Origin of the sequence: Mycobacterium sp. AMU20-3851, from assembly GCF_043974665.1 — a bacterium.
GTDB lineage: Bacteria > Actinomycetota > Actinomycetes > Mycobacteriales > Mycobacteriaceae > Mycobacterium.
In genome coordinates, this window is sequence record NZ_CP146371.1 from 5,318,560 (window position 1) to 5,341,690 (window position 23,131).

The following is a 23,131-nucleotide window of genomic DNA, read 5'->3' on the forward strand; positions in this document are numbered from 1 at the left end:
AGCGCTGTGGGTGACGGAATACCCCCGATGCCGGTCCCCAAACCCGCCGGCAGGTGAGGTTTAGTCCCACAGGGCACAGGTAATGCAGTGCTCGGTAGGGCGGTGCGGCCGCCGAGTACCAGCGATTGGATCTGCGCATGACCAACCTAGAAGGCCAGCGTGTCGACCAGGCGTCGATACCCGAACTGGTGAACCAATTGACCACCCAGACCTCGCGCCTGGTGCGCGATGAAATCCGGTTGGCGCAAAAAGAATTTCAGATGGCCGCGAAACGCACCGGTATCGGTGCCGGCCTGTTCAGTACCGCCGGTTTGCTCGCCTTCGTCGGGCTGCTGGCGATGGTCGCTGCGGCCATCGCGGCACTGGCCCTGGTGCTCCCGGTCTGGGCCGCGGCGGTGATCGTCGGAGCGGTGCTCTTTGTGGCCGCCGGAATCGCCGGGCTGGTCGGCAAGAAGCAGGTGGAGCAGGCTCCGGCGGCGGCGCAGGACGTCGTCGCGAATCTTTCCGAGGACGTCCACGTGGTGAAGGAAGCGCGACATGCCCGGACCTGATCACCGGCCGGAACCCGGAGACGACGCGAACGTGGAGGAGATCACCGACGACATCGAGCGCACCCGCCAGGAGGTGGGCGAAACGGTCGCGGCGTTGGCCGACAAGCTCGATGTCAAGGGACGCGCGCAGCAGAAGGTCGGCGAGACGAAGGAGATGGTGGTCGATGCCGTGACCGATGACCGAGGGGCGATAAAGCCTGCGCTGCCGGTCGTCGCCGCGGTGCTGGGCACCGCAACGATCCTGCTGGGCATCATCATCTGGCGACGCCGCCGATAAGGAGACCGACATGTCGACCCATAAGCCGACCCTGACCGCCAAACTCATGTATCGCCCTGTGGGGCTGGCAAGTTCACTCATCGGCGGCCTCGTCGCCGGCGCGATCTTCAAGCAGATCTGGAAGCGGACCGCGCCCGGAGACCACTCCGATCCGCCGACCGCCTTGGAGCATGAGTATTCGTTCAAGGAGGTGGTGTTGGCGGCGGCGCTTCAGGGGGTGGTCTTTTCCGTGGTCAAGACCGTCATCGATCGCCAGGGCGCGCGCGTCTTCGAGCGCTGGACCGGTGAATGGCCGGGGAGTTGAGGTTGACGGACGGCCTTCTGCAGGAATTGGTTGGGGCCTACGGGCCGTGCGGTTTCGAGGATGCCGTCCGGGAGATCTGCTTGCGCGAACTCGAGCCGCTGGTGGACGACATGTGGGTCGATGATGCAGGCAATGTGGTCGGACTGCTGCGGGGCAGTCCGGGCGGCGAGGCGAACCCGCCCGTTCGGGTGATGGCGCACATGGACGAGCTGTCCATGATCGTCAAGCGGGTCGAGCCGGACGGGACCCTGCACCTGTCCCCGCTCGGCACAATGTATCCCGGGAATTTCGGCCTGGGCCCGATCGCCATCCTGGGCCGCAGGCAAGCATTGGCGGGCGTGCTGACCTTGGGGTCGGAGCATTCCACCAAGGAAAGCCAACGCATTTGGGAGACGAAACCCGATCAGGGCGACAAAGCGCTGGACTGGCTGCATGTCTACGGGTTCACCGGGCGTAGCTGCGACGAGCTCCGGGACGCGGGCGTGGGTCCCGGCACCCGCGTGTGCGTGCATCGCAGCAAGCGCGACCTGGTGCGGTTCGGCCGCTACGTCGGCGGATACTTCCTCGATGACCGCGCCGCGATCACCGTTCTGTTGGAGGCCGCCCGCCAACTGCACGAGTCCGGCGCGCGGGGAGCCGCCGACGTCTACCTGGTATTCACGACGGCCGAGGAGGTCGGCGCGAACGGCGGCACGTATGCCTCCCGCACGCTGCCGGCCGGCATCACCCTGGCGGTCGAGGTGGGGCCCACCGAAGCCGAATACGGGACGTCGGTGCACGGTGGGCCCATCGTGGCCTACAGCGACGCCATGACCATCTATGACAAGACCATTGCAGACCGACTGATGGATATCGTCGAGCAGCAGGGCCTGACCGCGCAGCCCGCGGTGCTCGGGGCTTTCGAATCCGACGCCTCGCATGCCAAGGCTCTCGGCACCAGCCCGCGTGCCGGCCTGCTCTGCATTCCGACCCTCAGTACGCACGGCTACGAGGTCATCGCGCAGGACGCGGTGGCGGCTGCAGCAGACGTCCTGGTCGCCTTCCTGCGCGATCGACGGTCGACATCCGGTGATTGAACCCGGTGAAAGCCGGGTACCCCGCGACTCGTGACTGCTGCCCCCATCTACGTCGAACCCCGGCTTCCCGACCCGCGCGGTCCACTGTCGCTCGCCGTGACCGAACTTCTCGCAGAACGCGCGCCGGCCAACCATCTCCTTCAGGTCGAGGCTTCACTGGGCGATGCCGACCCGTACGGCCTGGACCTGCACCTGGCGCTCTACATCTGCTACGAACTGCACTACCGCGGTTTCGCCGGTGTCGACACCGGCTGGGAATGGAACGCCGGGCTGCTACATCTGCGCGGGCGGATGGAGAACACTTTCCTGACCGAGATCCGCCGGCTGGTCGGTGAAATCGAGCCGGATGCAACGGCTTTGGAGGAGATGCGGGAACTGGCGATCGAACCGGCGGACGGCGAAGGCCTGTCCTACCAGCTGCGCGACGAGGGCACCTGGGAGCAGATGCGCGAGTACTTCGTGCACCGGTCGCTGTACCACCTCAAGGAAGGCGACCCGCACGCCTGGGCGATCCCCAGACTGGTCGGGCAGGCCAAGGCGGCCTTCGTCGCCGTCGAATACGACGAGTTCGGCGCGGGCCGCGGCACCAGACTGCACCAGCAACTGTTCGCCGACCTCCTGGACGCCGCAGACCTGGATTCCAGCTATCTCGGCTACATCGACCATGTGCCTGCCGAGGCGCTGGCGGCCGTTAACCTGATGTCCCTGTTCGGACTTCATCGCGGACTGCGCGGCGCCGCGGTGGGCCACTTCGCATCGACCGAGATCACGTCGCCTCCTGGGTCACAACGGCTGGTGGCGGCACTCGAACGGATGGGTGCGCCGCGACCGTGTATCGATTTCTACGCCGAGCACGTCGAGGCGGATGCCGTGCACGAACAGGTGGTGCGCACCGATGTGGTGGGCGACCTGGTGGCCCGTGAACCGCACCTCGACCGCGATGTGGTGTTCGGTATCCGAGCCCACGCGGTCGTCGAGGACCGGTTGGCAGGACACATGATGAGCGCATGGGCTGACGGGCGGAGCTCATTGCGGCGGCCGCTGGAGTGAGCCAACCTCTTCGTCGTGCGGATAGTTCTGCGCGGCATGGCCCTCGAAAGGTCGTCGCGACCTCCGCCACCGTTCCCTGATGTCGTCACAGATAGAATTCGTGCAATGCCGCCGCCCTGGCGGGGATGAAGATTCGGAGGTGACGATGGTGAGCGAGCCAGAGCCGATCGTCGGAGGTCGTAGTGCGGTGGCCGGTTGCACCGTGCGGGAGCAGCAGTCCGGGAGCGTGACCGTACTGTCGGTTCACGGCACTCTCGACGTGCTCACCACGCCGGACTTGGAGGCCGAGATCTCGGCTGCCGCCGCAAAGGCGCCCGCGGGTCTGGTGGTCGACCTCACCGCCGTCGATTTCCTCGGATCCTCCGGAATGGGCGCACTCGTAACGGCGCACTCGGACCTGACACCCGCTGTCCCCTTCGCGATCGTCGCCGACGGGCCGATCACCAGCAGGCCGCTCAAACTGATTGGGGTCGCCGACATTATCGACGTCTACCCCACTCTGGATGAGGCATTGACGGCGCTCGCCCCCTAGTGCTGCAGGCAGCTTGCGGGTTTTTTGTCCGGAAGTTCACCCGTAGAGCACAATGCCGGGTATGACGTACTTGGAGAAGCAGGACTTGGCTTCGCGAATGGCCGAGTTAGCTCGCTCTCTCGCCGGCCCACGCAGTCTCGACGAAGTGTTGTCCGGCGTTGCTGCCGCGGCCCTGGAACTGATCCCCGGAGTGGATGCCGCCGGGGTCCTGCTGATCGGCAAGGAGCGCACCTTCGAGACGGTGCCCAAGGACGCGCGACTCACCTCTGAACTGCACCGGCTGCAGATGCAGTACGACGAAGGTCCCTGTGTGCAAGCCGCACTCGACGATCTGATCGTGCGCACCGACGACTTCCGCAAAGAGGATCGCTGGCCGCAGTACGCGCCGGCCTGTGTGGAGATCGGGGTCCTCAGCGGTCTGTCGTTCAAGCTCTACACATCGGATCGCACCGCCGGGGCACTGAATCTGTTCGGATTCGAGCCGAACGTCTGGCGCGGAGAGGCCGAAACCACCGGCGTGGTACTCGCAGCTCACGCCGCCGCGGCCATCCTGGCCAGCCAGGAGGGTGAGCAACTGGAGGCCGCGCTGTCCACGCGCGACCGCATCGGCCAGGCCAAGGGCATCATCATGGAGCGCTACAAGGTCAACGACGTCCAGGCCTTCGAAATGCTCCGCCAGGTTTCCCAGGAGACCAATACCAAGCTGGTGCAGGTCGCCCAGCAGGTCATCGACACCCGAGACTGAGTACTAGACGGCGGGCTGTTGCGCGCGGTCCGCCTTGGAGTTCGTCACCCGCCGCTGGCGGCGGTGGCTGGTATCACAGAGCGGGTAGTTCTTGCTGCGCCCGCAGGCGCAGATGGCGACCATGAATCGGTCGGACTCCACGCAGCTACCGTCCGGCAGTTCGATGCGGACCGGGCCCTGCACCATCACAGGGCCGCGACGCACCACGCGTACCGTACGCGGTTCTTCGGTGGTCATGGTTTGTCTGCCCGGATCACCAGCAGTTCTTCCTCGCGCCGGCCGGGCTCCAGACGGCCCGTCTCCTCGAGCCACTCGGCGCGTGAATGCATCACCGGACCGAACGGAATCCATTCCCAGGCAACGATATCGGCGTCCAGTCCGGCTTCGGACAACAGCTCCAAGGTGCGACGCGGGTCGGCGAACTCAGACTGCACCAGCAGCAGGCTGCCGCCGTCAGCGAGCAGACCGGGCGCGGCTGCACACAGCGGGTCGAGCACCATCCGCCCGTCGAGTCCGGCGTCCCAGGCGCGGGCAGGGCCGACCGCGGTGGGGGCGGGTTCGATGGACGGGTCATGAGGAACGTACGGGGGGTTGCAGACCACCAGATCGTACGGGCCGAATTCCGCGGCTCGCGCCCACGACCCGAGGTGCACCTCCACTGCGGCATCATGCACCTGAGCATTTGCCCGGGCGCACCGAACAGCCTTGGGGCAGATGTCGAATGCCGACACGCTCGAGGCACCCTGTGCGGCAGCATTGACCGCGACGACGCCGCTGCCGGTACACAGGTCGGCCACGCGGCTACCGAGAGCCAGCGCCGTCTTGTCCATCACATTGATCAGAAGCTGAGAATCTTCCTGGGGCGCATAGACGCCCTCGGCGACCATGCCGACCAGTTGGGCGTTGGATTCGAACGAGTATGCGGTGGTCACAATCTGCCTCTCAAAAGATCAACGGGCCAGAGGGGATCAACGGGCCAGCTTTGCCGTTCAGGCATGCCCGGTATCGCCGCAGATCAAACACCTGTTCGCGGAACGCTCGCCGGGTGGACCTCCTTGCGCCATCGGGCCAGGCGGGCAGCTGCGGCTCGGGCCCAACGCCACCTGCGGTGCCACATTTCGCGAAGCATCAAGCCGAATGAACCTTTGCCGGTTACGAGCTGTTTTTACGTTGATATTGATCTACAGCAAATTCGATCTTGACCAAAGGAATTGTTATCAAGTTTGCCTAGCAGCTTATAAATTTTCACCTGTGCCAATTGAATATGAGAATCAGCAAACCCGCGTTGACCCGACTGCCCCCGCGCTGACACGAACTCCGGCCAGCGAAATTGAAGTTACTAATCAACGCCGAGATCAATTATAAAGTCCGTCATGAACTGGCTATATGCCTTCGTTCCCCGCACCCTCACCGTTTGCGACAGATCCGAAATCGGAAATTTCTGATTGGTCATTTTTCCGCCCGGGTACAGCTCGAGTTGTCCGCGGCGTAGGCCGCATCACAACGAAGATTCCGGCATTTTCGGAAGTTTGGAGATGACATCATGTGGAGGCCTTGGCCAAGATCAGCAAAATCGGTTTGCTCAGTCGCGGCGCCGTTGTTTGCGTTCACCCTGGTGGGCGCATCGGTGCACGTGGGTGCGGCAGCGCCGGTGAACCTGTCACCGCAGGACGAGGCAATCCGACAGGTCACCGCGGCGGTCTCGCTGGCCGCTGCCATCGATACGTCCGCCAACGCCGTCGGCGTGGCGGAATCCGAACTGTTCTACATGACCCCGGAAGAGGTCGATGTCGCGATGGACACCATGGAGTCGATGGGGGTCACGCAGGTCCGGATGTTCGTTCCGTGGTACTTCGTGGAACCCGCTCCCGGCGTCTACGACTGGACCAATGTCGACAAGGTGGTCAATGCCGCCGAGGAACGCGGCATCGCCGTCCTCGGTGCGGTGACCAGCACACCGACCTGGGCCACCGACTCCTGGTCCCCCTATGGCGCCCCACGCAACCCCGAGGACTTCGGGAGCTTCATGGGCGCGCTCGCGGAACGTTACGGCGCGGGCGAGGGTGACCCCGAGTCCGCTCGCATCTCCGCCTACGAAATCTGGAATGAACCCCACGCCACCCCCTTCTGGCAGCCAGGGCCGGACCCTGCCGCGTACACCGAGGTGTTGAAGGCCGGCTATGAGGCGGTGAAGGCCGTGGATCCGAGCGGGACGGTGGTCGGCGGTGTCGTGTACGCCGGACAGAGCTGGGGTGACGGATACAACATCGGGGCGGTCGAGTTCATCGAGGGCATGTACGACGCAGGAGCTGCAGGATATTTCGACGCCCTGTCATATCACCCGTACAACAACGATTGGCGGTTCAGTGACGGTGCGGGCAGCCCGATTTCGGGAATCGGCATCCTCGAGGACATCCAGGCGTTGATGGAGCAGAACGGTGACGGCGACAAGACGGTGTGGACCAGCGAGTACGGACTCCCCACCGCCACTGTCTCGGAGGCGCAACAGGCGGAGTTCATCGACGACTTCATGGACACCTGGTCCGAACTCGACGGAGCGGGACCGATGTTCCTCTACAACTTGGTGGATCTGAACACCGGGTCGACCAATCCCGAGGACACCTACGGGCTGTTCCGCGACGATTGGACTCCCAAGCAGGCCGCCCTCGCAGTGCAGGCCTGGATCGAGGAGAACGGCCCGCTGGACGCCGGTGAGGTCCCGGCCGTCGAGGATCCGGCCCTGCCCACCGAACCCGAGGCGGAGGAGCCCACTCCGGAAACGCCGGTTGACCCGGTCGCGCAGGCGATCGCGAACTGGCAGAAAGCGCTCGACGATGCGGCAGCGAATTGGGCGGCGGCGTGGGGCCAGGCCCTCAACCCGACACCGGCGACCACGACGGTCTCGGCGCTGACCGCGGCCGAAGCAGAGACGGCTACCGCCGCCGAAACCGAAGCGTTGACCGAAGCCGAATCGTCCGGTGCCGCGACGGAGGCGACCGTGGCTGCACGTACTGCCGTCGCCGAGGCCGAGGCCGACCGAACGCCGGAGGGTGAAGAGCCCTCCACTGCAACAGATTCCGCTCTGGACGAGTCCACGCAGGCGGTGACCTCGGCTGCCGACCGCCGTTCGGCCACCCCGGAGGATGCCGAAGCGGAGACGGACGAGGTCGATGCGCGTCAGACGCCTCGGACGGAATCGGTCGCGAATGAGGACGGCACAGCCGCCGAATCAACCGAGCAGGATTCTGCTACTGCCGAATCCACCGCGACGCCGCGCACGGAACGCGCGGCGGCCGAGGCAGAGTCGACCAGTGACTCCACCGAGTCCGAGGGTGCGGACAGCGCGGGCGGATCCCGGGCATCCAGCGAGTCGGGCGGTAGCGGATCCGAGTCGGATTCCTCCGGTTCGGACGGTTCGTCCTCGGACGACTGACCCGATCACCCAGGGGCCGAGGCGGTAGATACCGTCTCGGCTCCCGCTTGTCCGGGAGCTAACTTTTCTCCGGCCACCTTGACCGCCAGCGAGCCGAGCCTTCGGATCTCACCACCGGTTGTGGCAAAGTTGTTCATCCAGCAAACAATGATCTTGATTGGGGCGTCGCTACCCCGCGCGCCGACTTACCCGCCATCTACCCAAGTAAATCCCGTCTGATCAGGACATTGCTTTGCTATCGTCGGGGTCCACATTGGCTTTTCACAGCTATTTCTGCGGAGCGGGAGTCGGCATGGGCAGGCAAGATCGCAGGACCGTTCACCGGCAGAGCATGATCGCCGCCACCTCTCTGATCGCCCTGGCCACGGTGTGCACCACCACCGAGTTACGCGTACCGATCGAGCTTCGTTCCTCATCCCAGGCTGTCGAGTTGGTGGCTGCCATCGACGATTCGCCGACGACCGTCGGACTGGCGGATTCCAATCTCATGCGGCTCGACGACATCGACCTGATCAACAAACAGCTGGACATGATGCAGTCCATCGGCGTCCAGAACGTGCGGGTGGGAATCTCCTGGCTCTCAACGCAATTGGCGAACGGCGACTTCGTCTGGGACAACCACAAGATCGACTACGTCATCAATGAGGCACACGAACGAGGCATGGGCATTCTCGCCGTCCTGCACGAAACGCCGGGCTGGGCCCGGCTGGATCCGGACAACACCCCACCGATGTCGGGGATGCCGGACCCGACGAAGTTCGGAGCGTTCGCAGGGGCCGTCGCGGAGAAGTACGAGGGCAAGATCTCGGCCATCGAGATCTGGAACGAGCCCAACGGCAGACCGTTCCTCAATCCCGTCGATCCGACCGGTTACACCAACATGCTCAAGGCCGCCTACGACGAGATCAAGGCATATGACGATCCCGACGACCCCGACGACGACATCACCGTAATCGCCGGCGTGCTCGGCTCGGGCGTCAACCTCAATGGTGGCACTCTGTTGATGAATCCGACCGACTATCTGGCAGGCATGTATGCCGCGGGCGCGCACGGATTCTTCGACGCGATCTCGTTCCACCCGTACAAGAACGACATGAAGTTCTCCGACCAGGAGAACCAGCGCGAATCTCCGATGCTGCAGCTTCGCGAGATGCGCGCCATGATGGACAGTTACGGCGACGCCGCCCTCAAGATCTGGGCCACCGAATACGGCCTTCCCACCGTGCCGTCCGATGCCGCCATGTATCAGAAGCAGGCCGATTTCATCGCGGACTTCCTGGCGAACTGGCAGAAGGAGGACCGCACCGGCCCGATCTTCATCTACTCGGCGCGCGACCTCGATACCGGAACATCCGAACAGCAGGACAATTTCGGCATCTGGGAGACCGACTGGGACGCGAAGCCGGCCGTCCAGGTCATCCGCGACTTCATCGCGGGCCTGGGACCCGTGGAGCCCGGCCACCCCATCCTCGACGCGATCAAGAACCTCGTCCGTGGTCTCGCCCAGGCCACCGTGGCCGTGATCAACGGGGTCGTCGACCTCGTGGTCGACGTGGTGGATGCGGTCATCGACGCCACGGTGTGGGTGGTCAAGACCATCGCCGAGGTGACGGTGAACGTGGTGCAGGGACTCGTCGATCTGACCTCGTGGGTCGTGCACGGGATCGCCGATGCCATTGTCACCTCGGTGAATTGGGTGGTCGACAAGATCCAGGATTGCTTCGGCAACGAGGAGTCGGCACCCGCGCAGAACCGGATGGCCGCCACCGCGACGGTATCGACGCTCGACGAGCTTGCCGCCGTCGACGACGGTGCACCCGAGCCCACCGAGACCGATACCTCCGACGGCCGCGCCGATGCTTCCGAGCAGGCCGAGCCCGCCGTCGCCGAGCCCGAAGTCGTCGAACCCGCGGTGGAGGTCGACGAGACCCCGGTGGACGAGACCCCGGTGGACGAGACGGCGCCCGACGAGACCGTCGACGCCGAATTGGACCAGGAGGTCTCCGAGAACGACGAACTCGAGATCACCGATCCGGAATCCGGCGAGGAACCCGATCTCACCACCACCGATGAGGTCGACGAGGACCGGGACACGTTGGAGAACGCGTCCACACCGGACGCCGAGACCGACTCGCCGGACCCGGCCGGCAACACGACGTCAACCGACCGGGGCACTGACGAGTCAGCGGCAGACGACGCGGGTCAGAACACCCGGATCCAGTCCACCAGCATCTCTGCCGGGTAGGTTCCGCCCGCGGGTTCGCGACCACCCGAACCCCCGACTGCGATGTTGAACACCGGGGCCATGGTGTATCCGGGATCGTTGAACGGCCATTCCGGCAAGGAGTTGGCCAGCACGGTGAAGTACGGCTCCATCCCCGGCGCATAGTCCTTCCAGAAGTACATGCCTTCCGGCTTCCAGGTCATCCGCCAGGTGTGCCAGTCGCCGTCGACCGGGTGCTTATGGGTCTGGAACTGCGTTCCGTCCAGCCGGGCGTGCACGGTGGTGCCGGACGGCCAGTCCCGGTTGCCGTACCACTCGACGAGGTCGACCTCGCCGCCGCGGACCGGGTTGTCGTTGATCAGCCAGAACGCCGGCCAGGCGCCGTCGGTCAGGCAGTTCAGTTTGACGCGCGCCTCCCAGGTCGTGCCGACCCCGCCGCGCCAGTTGCCGATGATCTTCGCGCTGGCGTACTTCTCCTGGATGTTCGCACCCTCGCCGCGGGTCGCGCGGATGACGAGGTTGCCGTTGCCGTCCTGGAAGACGTGCTCCTGATCGGTGACGTAGCGGCCCATGTTGAACGGTTTGTCCCACTCGTGCGGGTTCCGGATGGTCTCGCGCTGCGGGACGATGAACCAGGCTGCCGGGTTCGGCGGTGAACCGGCCGGACCGTTGAATTCGTCCTGGAACAGCATGGCCGGCGCGGCGACCTCCGGTGCCGGGGCGCCGGGTCCCGGGGCCGGGCCGGGGGGCAGATCGCCCGGCAGCGGCTCCGCGTGCGCGGCGGGGGCGGGTAGCGCGGCAGCCGCCGCTCCCAGGCCCAGGATCATCAAGGCGCTTCGTCGGTCAAATGCAGGGCGATCGAATTCAGGCACAGCCGAACCATAAACGAGGTGACTGGCGTTTCGCGCGTAACCACGCAATCGTTGACCACCGCGGCCGCCGGAAGGGAACCCCCAATTTCGCGGCGCCCTCGGCTAGCGTTTGCGTCGGCAAACTGTCCATTTCGACGCGGGGATCACAAAAGCCATGGCCAACAAGGTTTTTCGACAGGCGTTCAGCACCGGAGTCGCGCTGGCCGGTGCCGGTGCCATCGCACTGTCACCGGTGACGATCACCCCGGATATTCACGCGGTCGTCGACACGCCACGCGTCGTGACCATGGACGTGGCGCCGGCAGGCCTGTTCCACGATCTGCGATCGATCGCCGACGGCGCACGCGCCGCGGTCGGCCAGAGCGTCGACGCCGTCACCCGAAAAGCCCCTGACCTGTGGTGGACCGTGCACGAGCACTGGCCGGACCCGGAGCTCACGCACTGGAACTACGCCCTGGTCTCGGACATCCTGCTGGCACCGATCACTCCCCTGGTCATCGGCCCGCTCAATGACGCGGTGGCCGAGGCGGTTGCCCGAAATTTCCCGGTGCTCGGCGATCAGATCCGTCAGGTCCCGAAGTTCCTGGAGTACGCGTTCGTCCGCCTGGTCGGGCCGCTGCTCAGCGCCATCGGCGCCGCCGGGTACGCGCACACGGAGATCTACTACTCGACCACCACCTACCGCATCGAACCATTCATCAAGGCCATCGTCCGGGCACCGTTCCATGTGATCGACGGACTGCTGTTCGGTGGTTACGGGGACCTCGGCCCGATCCTGCCGGGCCGGGAGGGTGCCTACCTGCCGGCCCCGGGTCTGTTGACACCGTGGGGTCAGCAGCCCAGGGTCCGAAACATCAAGACCCCCAACGATATCGTCACCGCGATCCCCGACGTCCGCGCGTCGGTGCACACCTTGTCCGTCGATGTCGGTGAGAGCGCTTCGACGAAGGACTCCGCGGCGGAAACCGGTGCCGCTGCCGACGCACCGGAAACCTCGCCGAAGGTGCCCGCCGCCGAACCGCTGGGCAACGAGGCGGACTCCGAGGCGTCGACACCGTCGGGCGGAACCGACGCCGTCCCCGATGAGCCCGCGGCCACCGAATCGGTGGACACCGACGAGACGACTCCGTCGGCGCCGGCTGTCCGGAAGGATCCGGGCGCCCGAGTCCGGCAGCACATCAAGGACTTCCGGACGAACGTCCGGAACACCGTCAAGAAGCTGACCGGCGGCACGAAAGCTGCCCGCGACGACGCCCCGTCGGCCCGCGATGCGAAGTCCGATGCCCAGCCGTCGGGCGGCAGCGATCCGGCGTAACGCCTAGCGGAAGTACTGCTCCCCGCCGGTCGGGTAGCCGCCACCGGTGGTGGTGACGTGCACGTGGTCGTAGTGGCCGTATCCACCGGACCCCTGCGCCCCGCTCGGTGTGTAGTAGGTGCCGCGCCAGATGGCGTCCTGCACGCTGAACCGGGCCGCATTCTTCAGCACATACGCGACGATCTGGTTCCCGAGTGCGACCCCCTCGGAACTGCCGGGGTTGGGGATCATGACGTCGAGAGCGAGGCCGTTGGGATGCCACCGCAGCGCGTCGGGGCGGACGCCGCCAATGCTGCGGATCTCGGGGAACGTCGCGCTGATGGCGCGGGCGGCCAGAATCGTCTTAACCTGAAGGCCGTGCTCGGAGGCGACGCCCTTGGGCAGCAACAGCGACCTGGTGTCCGCGCGCCATCGGGACGCCGATACGAGCTGGGCGGAGGCCACCTCGGGAGCGGCTGCTGCGACGGGGGCCGAATTCCAGGCGAAGGCTGCGGGCGCGGCGACAATCTCCATCCCCAGCGGCACCGCCTCGACAGCGGGAGCGACCTCGGCAGCGGTGACCTGGACGACGTTATCGGGGGTGACGGGGGGCGCCAGGTCCGGGCTGATCGAGAAGAGGACCGCGGCTGGGGCGACGATCGCGGCCAGTGCCGCCGACGACCGGAGCCGCTCACCGGCCATTCGTTGTCGTCGCATTCACCACACCTTCGAGCTCGCGAACTTCTCGTTCAGCAACGTCCGAGACCCGGCCGTTTGCTTGTCGTTACACATCCGTGACTTAACCCGGGTGACTATAACCCGGCGTGTCGCAGCGGCTCAACTCTTCGAAAGATTGGTATGCGCAGGTGAGCGCCGGGGGCGCAGCTACGGCGCGGCGGGCACGCCCGGATTCGGGACCTGCACAGGTATCGGCGGCAGCAAAGGAACGTTGATGTAGGTGGTCCGCATCGCCGGCGCCTGCGTGGTCGGCACGACCGTGGTGACCTCGGCCGTTGTCGTGGGCAGGGTGTCGGGTTCGGTGGTGGTGGGCACCGTCGTCGTCGGGCCCGTCGTGGTGGGCGCCGTGGTCGTGGTGGTGGTCGTGGTGGTGGACGGCGTCGTCGTGGTCGTCGTGGTGGTGGTTGTGGTCGTCGTGGTGGTCGTCGTCGTGGTCGTGGTGGTGGTCGGCTGGGTGGTCGTCGTCGTGTAGGTCGGGGCCACCGGCCGCGGAGCCGCCGGCTCCGGCGGCGGGGGCGGTGCCTCGGTCACGGTGACGATGCCCGGCGGCGGGGTCTCGACCGCCGGCGGCGGCTGCGCGGGTTCCGGGGTCAGCACCCCGGTGACCGGGGCGGTCGACGGGGTGGGGGTGTCGGTCTCCGAGACTCCGGTCAAAGCGATGGCCACACCGCCGAGGGCGACGACGGACAGGATGCCGGCCGCGGCGAACACCGCCATCGGCAGCCGGGGCATACCCCGGCGTTCGTCGTCGTACTGCTCCGGAACATTTTGGGAGACAACGCGAGTCGAGTCCTCGGAAACATACGGGTTGACGCCCGTGTAGGGACTCGGGTACTCGTCAGGACCGGCGTAGGGCACCGGCTCGGCGCCGGCGTCCTCGTCCTGGGACCAGGCCAGGGCCCGAAAGGTCGAGGATCCGGACGGGTCGGGAACCACCACCGGCGGCGCCATGCTGGTCGGCGCGTCGGCACCGGCCGCCGGGGCCATCCCGGTCTGCGCCCCGGCCTCGGCCGCGTAGGCCGCAAACAGCACCGCGCCGACGGCCGCATCCAGCGCGGGCTGCGGGGTGCTCACCACCGGACGCTGCGAATGCTCGGACAGTCGCTGGGTGACCAGTGGAATGCTGGCCCCGCCACCCGCGGTGGCGATGACCGAGACGTCCGCCCAGCCCAGCCGGTTGCGCTCCAGCAGGGCGTCCAGTTCGGCGAGCACCCGGGCCAGCGGCTCGGCCAGCAGCGCCTCCAGCTCGGCGCGGGTCACCCGGACCACCGACCGGTAGCCCGGCAACTCCACCGGAACCTCGGTGGCCGTGACAGCCGACAGTCTCTCCTTGGCCTGCCGGCACTCCTCGCGCAGCTTGCCGAGCAGGCCCACCGCGGCGGTCGCCCCCGGATCGGTGTCCTCGATACCGGCCAGCACGTGGGTCAGCAGGGCCTGGTCGATCAGGTCGCCGGAGAACTCGGCGACCCGGGTGGTCTCGTCCAGGGGCTCGAAAGCCGCCCCGGAATCGGCGAGGGTGAGGCTGGTACCGCCACCACCCAGGTCCACCAGCAGCACCGGTCCGCCGGCCTTGAGCCCCGGATCGGTGTTCAACGAGGTCAGCGCGGCGACAGCATCGGAGACCAGGCGCGGTGTCGCGCCGCCGGGTGCGAGCACCGGGTTGGCGCGCAGGGTCGCCCGCAGCGTCCGCAGGGTCGCCGCGGTCCAGTGCGCAGGCACCGCGATGGAGGTCTGCGCCGACGGAGTGGCCCCGACGACACCGACCATCGCCTCCAGCGCTTCGACCAGCAGATCCTCGGCGGCGTACGAGGACCCGTCGGAGGCCACCAACGGCACCGGATCGCCAACGCGGTCAACGAATCCGGTCAGCACCTGTCCGGGTTGCCCGGATGGCAGGCCGATTTCCGGCGCGCCCTGCACGGGAAGTGTCAGTACTGCGCGCCGGGTGACAGGACGGTCGCCGACACGTGCCGCGACCAGGTTGGTCGTCCCGATGGACAACCCCAGCGGGTCGGTCATTGGGCCCACCCTAACCGCCGCCGGGCAGATCGACCGAACGGACACAACGCGGATGGCCGGAGTTCGGGACATCGGCGAAACGCTGTGCTGTGATGGCGGGCATGGCAGACACCCACGGTGAAATCGAAGAGATCAAACAGGTCAAGTACCGCTACCTGCGCGCGCTGGACACCAAGCACTGGGACGATTTCGCCGCCACCCTGACCGAGGACGTCGTCGGTGATTACGGTTCCTCGGTCGGCGACGAGGTGCTGCATTTCACCGACCGGGACGCGCTGGTCGGGTTCATGCGCCAGTCGCTGGGCCCGGCCATCATCACCGAGCATCGCGTCGACCACCCGGAGATCACGCTGGACGGCCCCGACGAGGCGTCGGGCCGCTGGTACCTGCAGGACCGGGTGATCGTGGCGGACTTCAACTTCATGCTGATCGGGGCAGCGTTCTACCGGGACCGCTACCGCCGCACCGCCGACGGCTGGAAGATCTGCGCCACCGGATACGACCGCACCTACGAAGCCACCATGTCCACGGAGAATCTCGGGTTCCATCTGAAACCCGGCAGCGCCCTGAATATCTGACTACTTGGAGACGGCCATCACCGCGCCGGGGCGCAGCCACCGGATGATCTCGACCAGAGTGGCGTCGTCGATGGCCACGCACCCCGCCGTGGGGCCGCCGCCGGTGGAGTGCAGGAAGAAGGCGCTGCCGGCGCCGGGTGTGCGGGCCTTGTTGACCCCCATCACCACGGCGTGCGCGTACTGCGGGATCTGCAGGTTCTCGGTGCCGCCGCCGTCGGTCCGGAACGGGCACCGCTCCTTCTCACACACCTGCATGGTGTTGTAGGTGGGGCTGGCGACGTCACCGTCCCACCAGTGATTCGGACCCACCTGCACGTACGGCAGCCCACCGCCGGGATTGCCCTGCGTGCCGAACGCGAAGTCCAGGGTGAACACGCCCATCGGTGTGGTCTTCGAACCCTCGCGGATCTGCTGGGCCATCCCGTTGGAACCGATGTGGGCCGGAATGCCCACCCCGATCGGGTTCCAGCCGGCCGCGGTGCGCTCCCACACGTCGATCTTCGCGGTTGTGGCCCCTACGCCCACAACGGAAACCACCTGGGTCGCACCGCCGACGGAGTTCACGAACCACGGTGTCTCCGCAGCGTGGACGACGGGCACCGGCGCCGCGCACGCCAGCCAGAGTGCGCTCAACAGCAGGACCAGTCGGCGCATCCGTCCATCGTCGGCACCCACCCCCGCCCGGGTCAAGTAAAGGTTTAGACACGTTGGTTTCTGCGTACTTTGGTAGCCATGGGATTGGGAACGGTCGACCGGCGCATCTTCGAAGCCGTTGCGGAATCCGACAGCACAGCGCTCGACACCGTGATGCCCAAGCTCACCGCGGCCGCCGACCACTCGAAACTGTGGATCGCGATCGGGGCGGGGCTGATGGCCACCGGCACCCCGTCCATGCGGCGCGGCGCGGCCCGGGCCCTGGTCACCCTGGCCGTGACGAGCCTGCTGACCAATCAGGGCGCCAAACGGCTATGGAAGCGCCCGCGACCGGACTTCGCCTCCGTCCCGGTGTTGCGGCGCTCCCGGCGGATGCCGACGTCGAACTCGCTGCCGTCCGGGCATTCGGCGAGTGCGGCCGCGTTCGCCGTCGGCGTGGGCCTGGAGAACCGCTCCCTCGGCGTCGGGCTCGGGGTACTCGCCGGGCTGGTCGGCCTGTCCCGGGTGGCCACCGGTGCGCATTACCCCGGCGATGTGCTGGCCGGATTCGGCATCGGCACCGCGGTGGCGCTGACCGGCGCGGCGATCGTGCCGACCATGGTCGAGCCACCGGTCACCGCCTCCGAGCCGCGCCGCTTCGACACCCCTGCTCGTCCCGAAGGGGACGGGGTGGTGCTGGTGGTCAACCCGAACTCGGGGAGCGGCACCGGGGCACGCATCGTCGACGAGGTCCGCGAGGCGCTCCCCAAGATCGAGGTCGTCGAGGTCGGCGACGATGAGGACATCGAGGAGAAGTTGCGCGCGGCGGCGGCCCGCGCCGAGGTGCTCGCGGTCGGCGGTGGTGACGGCACCGTGTCGTGCGCGGCCGGGATCGCGCTGGATGCCGAGGTTCCGCTCGCGGTGTTCCCCGGCGGCACCTTCAACCATTTCGCCAAGGACATCGGCTGCGAGACCGTGGCGTCGACCATCGAGGCGATCCGCACCGGGTCGGCGGCATTCGTCGACACCATCGCGTTCAACGACTCGGACACCGTCGTCAACACCGCCAGTATCGGCGCCTACCCGAAGTTCGTCCGGATCCGCGAGAAGCTGGAACGCCGGATGGGTAAGCCGCTCGCCGGTGCGTGGGCGCTGTACCGCACCTTGCGCAGCGACGCCACCGTCCGGATCCGCTACGACGACAAGACGGTGCAGACCTCGCTGTTCTTCCTCGGCAATTCGCTGTACTCGCCCTCGGGTTTCGCTCCGGCTCGGCGCGTCCGGATGGATGACGGGCTCATCGACGTGCGCATCCTGGAGACCGGCCCCAAGTTCGCGACGATACGGATCCTGACCGCGCTGGCACTGGGCCGACTGGCGAACAGCCCGCTGTACCACGAGCTGCGGGTACCCGAATTCAGCTTCACCGCCGTCGACGGACCGACCCCGATCGCGCATGACGGTGAGGTGGAAATCGTCTGCCAGGAGGCCACTTTCAAGAGTCGGTACCGGTCGCTGCCGGTGTTTCGTCCACTGCCGTGAACCGGCTGCTGGTCAGCACCGGGAGGCAGGCGATCACCCACAGATAGCCGAGCGCCCATCCCGCCAGCACATCCGAGGGGTGGTGCACGTTGAGCACCACCCGCCCGATACCGACCGCCGCCACGATCAGCAGACCTGCGATGACCGCCGCGACACGCCAATGATGGCGCAGCGCAGGCCATGCCACGACCAGCGCGGCCGTGACAGCTGCCGACGCGCCCAGCGCATGACCGGACGGAAACGACGAGGACAGTTCGGAGACCAGCGCGGTGGCCGGGCGGGGCCGCGACACAACCGCTTTCGCGAACACGACGATCAGCGCGGAGAACTCCGCTGTGAGCCCCAGGAACAGCGCGACCCGGTAGTCACGGCGCACCAACGCGTACACGATCCAGATCAGCGCCAGCAGCCGGAACACCGCCGGGTGGAACACCGTGCACAGCACGTTCCAGGCGGTCACCCAGCCCGGATGCGCGGCCCCGTACCGATACAGCGGGTCCAGCACCGCCCAGTCCGCGTCGACCATCCAGGTCCAGCCCGCGAGCACCCCGGCCAACGCCAGCAGGAACACCGCGGCCGCCGCGACCGCGCCGGCCAGCACCGCGGGATGACGCGGGGAAAGTCTGTACAGCAAGGACACTCCCCTGTTCCCGACGGTGAACCGGTCCGGCGCCGGCTCATGGCCGATCATAGGCGCCGCTGCGGTTGGCGTATCGTGCGATCCATGGCGGTGTTCCTGCGCAAACTCCTGCGCATCGGCAAACTTCCCAGTGAGTTGCGCGAGGCCGTGGAGGCCGAGGGCATCATCTACTTCGCCGAATACGTACCGATCACCAGGCGCTTCTCCGGCAAGGTGCCGGGCCAACGGTCGGCGGGCAGCGTGACCAGTTTCTCCGGGTCACTCGTGTTCACCACCCAGCGGGTGCTCGGCACCCTGGCCACCGTCCCCAAACTCGCCGGGCGGGCCATCGACCTGCGCTGGGACGCAACACTTTCGGGCCCGGTCACCGCCGAAATCTCCGCCGACGGTCTGGTCATCGACGTCGATGTCGCCGAGGTCGACCCGCGCTGCGAGGGCCGACTGTCGCTGCACTACAAGGAGTCGCTGCCCGAGGACGTACTGGCCCGCCTACCGCGGCGGTTGCTGTCCTACGACGTCCCACCGGAGTTCGTCTTCCGCGCCGTCGGGGTGCCGTACCACCCATGACGATCAGCTACGACGCCACTCTGCGGGAGCGCATCCGAGCCAACCTGGCCGCTCACGACCGCCGCACCTTCACCGATCCGGCCAAGCGGCGTGCCGCGGTGGCGATCACCCTGGTGGACTCCCATCTCGGGGAGGACCGGGTGGATCCCGCCCCGGTCGAAGACTGGATCGCCGGGCGGCCGATGCCCGACTCGCTGGACGGCCGGATGGTCGACGTGTCCGGCGGCGCATCGTTCCTGTTGTGCCGCAGGGCATCGCGGCTGAACTCCCATTCGGCGCAGTGGGCGCTGCCGGGCGGGCGTCTCGACCCGGGTGAGACGTCCACCGATGCCGCCCTGCGCGAACTGCACGAGGAGGTCGGTGTCGATCTGCCCGGGAGTTCGGTGCTGGGCCTGCTCGACGACTACCCGACCCGGTCGGGTTACGTGATCACACCGGTGGTGCTGTGGGGCGGCGGACGGCTGGAGTTGGTGCCGTCCCCGGACGAGGTCGTCGCCGTCTACCGGGTCGGACTGCATCAGCTGCAGCGGGAGGATTCGCCGCGGTTCATCTCCATCCCCGAGAGTCCCCGGCCGGTGGTGCAGATCCCGTTGGGCAACGACCTGATTCACGCGCCGACCGGCGCGGTGCTGTTGCAGCTGCGCTGGCTGGGTCTGGAAGGCCGCGGCGACCCGGTGGATCAGCTCGAGCAGCCGGTGTTCGCCTGGCGATAGCACATCGCGGCCGCCGGGTGAAGCGCAACGGTCACGCTGCGCAAAACCCAACTGCAGCGCGCGGTTCCGTTGTGGGATGGTGGCCAGATGCAGAAGAGCAATGTACTGATCGTGCACTGGCACGATCTGGGGCGGCATCTCGGCGCGTACGGGCACACCGATGTGCAGAGCCCGCGGCTGGACCAGCTCGCCGCCGAAGGCATCCTGCTGACCCGGGCGCATGCCACCGCTCCGCTGTGCTCACCCTCGCGCGGATCGCTGTTCACCGGGCGCTACCCGCAGAGCAATGGCCTGGTCGGTCTGGCCCATCACGGGTGGGAGTACCGGGCGGGGGTCCGCACCCTGCCGGCGGTGCTGTCCGAGTCCGGCTGGCACACCGCGCTGTTCGGTATGCAGCACGAGACCTCCTTCCCCTCGCGCCTGGGATTCGACGAGTTCGACGTCTCGAATTCGTACTGTGAGTATGTCGTCGAACAGGCCGACGACTGGTTGCGCCGGGCCTCTGCGGAGCTGTCCAGGCCGTTCCTGCTCACCGCGGGCTTCTTCGAGACGCACCGGCCCTACCCGCATGACCGGTACGAACCCGCCGACCCGGCCTCGGTGGCGCTGCCCGGCTACCTGCCGGACACCCCGGAGATCCGCCAGGACCTCGCCGACTTCTACGGCTCGATCACGGTGGCCGACGCCGCGGTGGGTCGACTGCTGGACACGCTGACCGAAACCGGACTGGACCGCAGCACCTGGGTGGTCTTCATGACCGATCACGGACCGGCCCTGCCACGGGCCAAGTCCACCCTGTACGACGCGGGCACCGGGATCGCGATGATCGTGCGCCCACCGACCGGGGCGGGCGTCCCGCCGCAGGTGTATGACGAACTGTTCAGCGGGGTGGATCTGGTGCCCACGCTGCTGGACCTGCTGGGGGTGGCCGCACCCGCCGAGATCGAGGGTTTGTCGCATGCGGACAATTTCACCGGACCCGCGGAAACACCTTCTCCGGTGCGCACCGAGGTGTATTCGACAAAGACTTATCACGATTCTTTCGACCCCATTCGAGCCATTCGGACAAAGGAATTCTCCTACATCGAGAATTACGCATCACGACCATTGTTGGATCTGCCGTGGGATATCGCCGACAGCGCGCCCGGCGCGGTCGTCGGCCCGAATGCGCTGAGCCCGCGCCCAGCGCGGGAGTTGTATGACCTCAGGACCGACCCGGGCGAGTCACACAATCTGTTCGGCACACCACTTACTGCAGAAACCGCAGAAATCGCCCGCGAGCTCGCGCTGCGACTGAACGACTGGCGGGTGCAGACAAACGATGTCATCCCTTCCGAATTCGCCGGGACCAGAATCTCGGAGCGGTACACGCAAACGTATTTGACGATCAAGGAATGGCCGGGGTTGAGCCGCTCCGCGATAGCCGAGGATCGCGGCATCGAAGATGCGCCCCAGTCCTCGCAATAGTTAAATTCAGGCTGACCCGAATATCGCGTCTGCGGCCGGAAACAATTGCGGTTAGAGTTCTCGCCCATGGCCCACCCGAAGGCGTATCTCGTGCTCGCGTCGCAGCGCAGCGGGAGCACGCTGCTCGTCGAATCGCTGCGCGCCACCGGCGTCGCCGGCGAACCGCAGGAGTTCTTCCAGTACCTGCCGAACACCAGTATGTCGCCGCAACCACGCGAGTGGTTCGCCGGCGTGCAGGACGAATCGATCCTGCGCCTGCTCGACCCGTTGGTGGAGGGCAAGCCCGACCTGGCGCCGGCCACCATCTGGCGGGACTACATCCAGACCGTCGGGCGCACACCGAACGGGGTGTGGGGCGGCAAGCTGATGTGGAACCAGACCCCACTGTTGACCGACCGTGCCAAGGATCTGCCGGACCGGTCCGGTACCGGCCTGCTCTCGGCCATCCGCGACGTCGTCGGCAGCGATCCGGTGCTGGTGCACGTCTACCGGCCCGACGTGGTGTCCCAGGCGGTGTCCTTCTGGCGCGCCGCTCAGACCCGGGTCTGGCGGGGACGCCCCGACCCGGGGCGCGACGCCCGCGCGGAGTACCACGCCGGGGCCATCGCATACGTCATCACCATGCTGCGGGCCCAGGAGGAGGGCTGGCGGACCTGGTTCGAGGAGGAAGGCGTCGAACCGCTCGACATCTCCTACCCGTACCTGTGGCGCAACCTCACCACCGTCGTCGCCGAGGTACTGCAACGGCTGGGACTGGATCCGCGGCTGGCGCCGGCACCGGTGCTGGAACGCCAAGCCGATCAGCGGTCCGATGCCTGGGTGGACCGGTACCGGGCCGATGCACACCGGGAGGGGCTGCCGACATGACCGACGAGAGCTTGCGTGAGGAGCCGACGAGCACCGACGAGTTGCACGTCGACGAGCTGCGCCTGCTGGAAGCCGAGGCCGTCCACATCATCCGCGAGGTCGCCGCCGAGTTGCAGCGCCCGGTGTTGCTGTTCTCCGCCGGCAAGGATTCGATCGTGCTGCTCCGTTTGGCGGAGAAGGCTTTCCGGCCATTGCCGTTGCCGTTTCCGGTGCTGCATGTGGACACCGGCCACAACTTCGACGAAGTCATCGAGTTCCGTGACCGGCGCACCACCGGGGTCGGGCACAAGCTGATCGTCGGCTCGGTGCAGGAGACCATCGACAGCGGCCGGGTCGCCGATCCGGGTCCCGGTGCGTCCCGTAACCGGCAACAGACCCGCACCCTCCTCGACGCGCTGGAGGCCGGTGGCTTCGACGCCGCGTTCGGTGGTGCCCGCCGCGACGAGGAACGGGCCCGGGCCAAGGAACGCATCCTGAGCTTCCGCGACGAGTTCGGCCAGTGGGATCCACGCGCGCAGCGCCCCGAACCGTGGTCGCTGTACAACGGCCGGATCCGCAAGGGCGAACAGGTGCGTGTCTTCCCGCTGTCCAACTGGACCGAAATCGACATCTGGCGCTACATCGAGCTGGAAAACCTTGAGCTGCCGTCGATCTACTTCGCGCACGAACGCGAGGTATTCGAACGCGACGGAATCTTGCTAGCGGTGTCGCAGTACGCCCGACCCACCGGCGCCGAGACCTCGGCGGTGGAGTGGGTGCGTTACCGCACCGTCGGGGACCTCACCATCACCGGCGCGGTCCGGTCCACCGCCACCACCGTCGAGCAGGTGATCGGCGAGATCTCGGCGGCCACGGTGTCCGAGCGCGGGGAGACCCGCGCCGACGACCGGACATCCGTTGCCGCCATGGAAGACCGCAAGCGGGAGGGGTACTTCTGATGAGCGCCAGCGAAGAAGAAAAAAGGGGCCTGAGCTGATGAGCGCCAGCGAAGAAGAACAAAAGGGCCTGA

Annotated in this window: 24 protein-coding genes; 17 read left to right on the forward strand and 7 right to left on the reverse strand. The window is 66.9% G+C overall.

The features are described 5' to 3' along the window. Positions 1 to 137 precede the first annotated feature (137 nt). The 7 genes from V4U86_RS25485 to V4U86_RS25515 all read left to right on the forward strand — a co-directional run bounded on the left by V4U86_RS25485 (position 138) and on the right by V4U86_RS25515 (position 4,535). Positions 138 to 551, forward strand: a complete 414-nt coding sequence (locus tag V4U86_RS25485; protein WP_395308631.1) for a phage holin family protein — start codon at positions 138 to 140, stop codon at positions 549 to 551. Beyond that, the gene (locus V4U86_RS25490) at positions 538 to 828 is read left to right on the forward strand and encodes a DUF3618 domain-containing protein (RefSeq protein WP_395308632.1); all 291 of its coding nucleotides are present in this window, start codon (positions 538 to 540) and stop codon (positions 826 to 828) included. Before V4U86_RS25485 ends, V4U86_RS25490 begins: the two co-directional genes overlap by 14 nt. Before the next feature lie 10 nt (positions 829 to 838). Next, positions 839 to 1,132 (forward strand): DUF4235 domain-containing protein, encoded by a 294-nt coding sequence (locus V4U86_RS25495; protein ID WP_395308633.1) that lies wholly within the window; start codon positions 839 to 841, stop codon positions 1,130 to 1,132. Beyond that, complete coding sequence (locus V4U86_RS25500; RefSeq protein ID WP_395308634.1) at positions 1,117 to 2,208, forward strand: M42 family metallopeptidase; 1,092 nt, start codon at positions 1,117 to 1,119, stop codon at positions 2,206 to 2,208. Before V4U86_RS25495 ends, V4U86_RS25500 begins: the two co-directional genes overlap by 16 nt. A gap of 30 nt (positions 2,209 to 2,238) precedes the next feature. Then, entirely contained in the window at positions 2,239 to 3,258 is a 1,020-nt protein-coding gene (locus tag V4U86_RS25505) for an iron-containing redox enzyme family protein (RefSeq protein WP_395308635.1), read from the forward strand. A 145-nt stretch (positions 3,259 to 3,403) separates the two neighbouring features. Next, on the forward strand, positions 3,404 to 3,790 hold the full coding sequence (locus V4U86_RS25510) for an STAS domain-containing protein (protein ID WP_395312210.1): 387 nt from the start codon (positions 3,404 to 3,406) through the stop codon (positions 3,788 to 3,790). Between the two features lie 61 nt (positions 3,791 to 3,851). Further along, positions 3,852 to 4,535 (forward strand): ANTAR domain-containing protein, encoded by a 684-nt coding sequence (locus V4U86_RS25515; protein WP_395308636.1) that lies wholly within the window; start codon positions 3,852 to 3,854, stop codon positions 4,533 to 4,535. Positions 4,536 to 4,538: 3 nt separating this feature from the next. Here V4U86_RS25515 and V4U86_RS25520 read toward each other — a convergent pair whose 3' ends face one another. Next, positions 4,539 to 4,772, reverse strand: a complete 234-nt coding sequence (locus V4U86_RS25520) for a CDGSH iron-sulfur domain-containing protein (RefSeq protein WP_395308637.1) — start codon at positions 4,770 to 4,772, stop codon at positions 4,539 to 4,541. Further along, complete coding sequence (locus V4U86_RS25525; protein ID WP_395308638.1) at positions 4,769 to 5,467, reverse strand: HemK2/MTQ2 family protein methyltransferase; 699 nt, start codon at positions 5,465 to 5,467, stop codon at positions 4,769 to 4,771. The genes V4U86_RS25520 and V4U86_RS25525 overlap by 4 nt, the downstream gene beginning before the upstream one ends. Before the next feature lie 683 nt (positions 5,468 to 6,150). On the opposite strand from V4U86_RS25525, the gene V4U86_RS25530 reads away from it, so the two are divergent. Together V4U86_RS25530 and V4U86_RS25535 are read left to right on the forward strand one after the other, a co-directional pair. Beyond that, positions 6,151 to 7,968, forward strand: coding sequence for a cellulase family glycosylhydrolase (locus V4U86_RS25530; protein ID WP_395308639.1), 1,818 nt, complete (start codon positions 6,151 to 6,153; stop codon positions 7,966 to 7,968). Positions 7,969 to 8,260: 292 nt separating this feature from the next. Then, complete coding sequence (locus V4U86_RS25535) at positions 8,261 to 10,213, forward strand: cellulase family glycosylhydrolase (RefSeq protein ID WP_395308640.1); 1,953 nt, start codon at positions 8,261 to 8,263, stop codon at positions 10,211 to 10,213. On the opposite strand, the gene V4U86_RS25540 is transcribed toward V4U86_RS25535, so the two are convergent. After that, complete coding sequence (locus V4U86_RS25540; protein WP_395308641.1) at positions 10,171 to 11,019, reverse strand: glycoside hydrolase family 16 protein; 849 nt, start codon at positions 11,017 to 11,019, stop codon at positions 10,171 to 10,173. The genes V4U86_RS25535 and V4U86_RS25540 overlap by 43 nt on opposite strands. Before the next feature lie 199 nt (positions 11,020 to 11,218). Here V4U86_RS25540 and V4U86_RS25545 point away from each other — a divergent pair, with 199 nt between their 5' ends. After that, on the forward strand, positions 11,219 to 12,379 hold the full coding sequence (locus tag V4U86_RS25545; protein WP_395308642.1) for a hypothetical protein: 1,161 nt from the start codon (positions 11,219 to 11,221) through the stop codon (positions 12,377 to 12,379). A gap of 3 nt (positions 12,380 to 12,382) precedes the next feature. Here the strand turns inward: V4U86_RS25545 and V4U86_RS25550 are convergent, their stop codons facing one another. Continuing rightward, the gene (locus V4U86_RS25550; protein ID WP_395308643.1) at positions 12,383 to 13,075 is read right to left on the reverse strand and encodes a hypothetical protein; all 693 of its coding nucleotides are present in this window, start codon (positions 13,073 to 13,075) and stop codon (positions 12,383 to 12,385) included. Positions 13,076 to 13,243: 168 nt separating this feature from the next. After that, positions 13,244 to 15,115 (reverse strand): Hsp70 family protein, encoded by a 1,872-nt coding sequence (locus V4U86_RS25555; protein WP_395308644.1) that lies wholly within the window; start codon positions 15,113 to 15,115, stop codon positions 13,244 to 13,246. 92 nt (positions 15,116 to 15,207) lie between these two features. Here V4U86_RS25555 and V4U86_RS25560 point away from each other — a divergent pair, with 92 nt between their 5' ends. After that, positions 15,208 to 15,693: a nuclear transport factor 2 family protein gene (locus V4U86_RS25560; RefSeq protein WP_395308645.1), complete on the forward strand. Its 486-nt coding sequence runs from the start codon at positions 15,208 to 15,210 to the stop codon at positions 15,691 to 15,693. Here V4U86_RS25560 and V4U86_RS25565 read toward each other — a convergent pair whose 3' ends face one another. Continuing rightward, positions 15,694 to 16,347 carry a L,D-transpeptidase family protein gene (locus tag V4U86_RS25565; RefSeq protein ID WP_395308646.1) on the reverse strand — a complete coding sequence of 218 codons (654 nt, stop codon included), beginning with the start codon at positions 16,345 to 16,347 and terminating at the stop codon, positions 15,694 to 15,696. A 78-nt stretch (positions 16,348 to 16,425) separates the two neighbouring features. On the opposite strand from V4U86_RS25565, the gene V4U86_RS25570 reads away from it, so the two are divergent. Beyond that, the gene (locus V4U86_RS25570; protein ID WP_395308647.1) at positions 16,426 to 17,868 is read left to right on the forward strand and encodes a bifunctional phosphatase PAP2/diacylglycerol kinase family protein; all 1,443 of its coding nucleotides are present in this window, start codon (positions 16,426 to 16,428) and stop codon (positions 17,866 to 17,868) included. Here V4U86_RS25570 and V4U86_RS25575 read toward each other — a convergent pair. Beyond that, positions 17,822 to 18,502, reverse strand: coding sequence for a phosphatase PAP2 family protein (locus tag V4U86_RS25575; protein ID WP_395308648.1), 681 nt, complete (start codon positions 18,500 to 18,502; stop codon positions 17,822 to 17,824). The two genes, V4U86_RS25570 and V4U86_RS25575, sit on opposite strands and share 47 nt — an antisense overlap. A gap of 90 nt (positions 18,503 to 18,592) precedes the next feature. Between V4U86_RS25575 and V4U86_RS25580 the strand changes: the two genes are divergently transcribed. The 5 genes from V4U86_RS25580 (at position 18,593) to cysD (ending at position 23,060) form a co-directional block, all read left to right on the forward strand. Then, a complete protein-coding gene (locus V4U86_RS25580; RefSeq protein ID WP_395308649.1) occupies positions 18,593 to 19,075 on the forward strand; it encodes a hypothetical protein in 483 nt (160 codons plus the stop codon). Continuing rightward, positions 19,072 to 19,788, forward strand: a complete 717-nt coding sequence (locus V4U86_RS25585) for an NUDIX hydrolase (RefSeq protein ID WP_395308650.1) — start codon at positions 19,072 to 19,074, stop codon at positions 19,786 to 19,788. Before V4U86_RS25580 ends, V4U86_RS25585 begins: the two co-directional genes overlap by 4 nt. 87 nt (positions 19,789 to 19,875) lie before the next feature. Beyond that, positions 19,876 to 21,255, forward strand: a complete 1,380-nt coding sequence (locus tag V4U86_RS25590; protein ID WP_395308651.1) for a sulfatase family protein — start codon at positions 19,876 to 19,878, stop codon at positions 21,253 to 21,255. 66 nt (positions 21,256 to 21,321) lie between these two features. Beyond that, on the forward strand, positions 21,322 to 22,122 hold the full coding sequence (stf0, locus tag V4U86_RS25595) for a trehalose 2-sulfotransferase (RefSeq protein WP_395308652.1): 801 nt from the start codon (positions 21,322 to 21,324) through the stop codon (positions 22,120 to 22,122). Further along, positions 22,119 to 23,060, forward strand: coding sequence for a sulfate adenylyltransferase subunit CysD (gene cysD, locus V4U86_RS25600; protein ID WP_395308653.1), 942 nt, complete (start codon positions 22,119 to 22,121; stop codon positions 23,058 to 23,060). The genes stf0 and cysD overlap by 4 nt, the downstream gene beginning before the upstream one ends. The last annotated feature ends 71 nt before the right edge of the window (positions 23,061 to 23,131 follow it).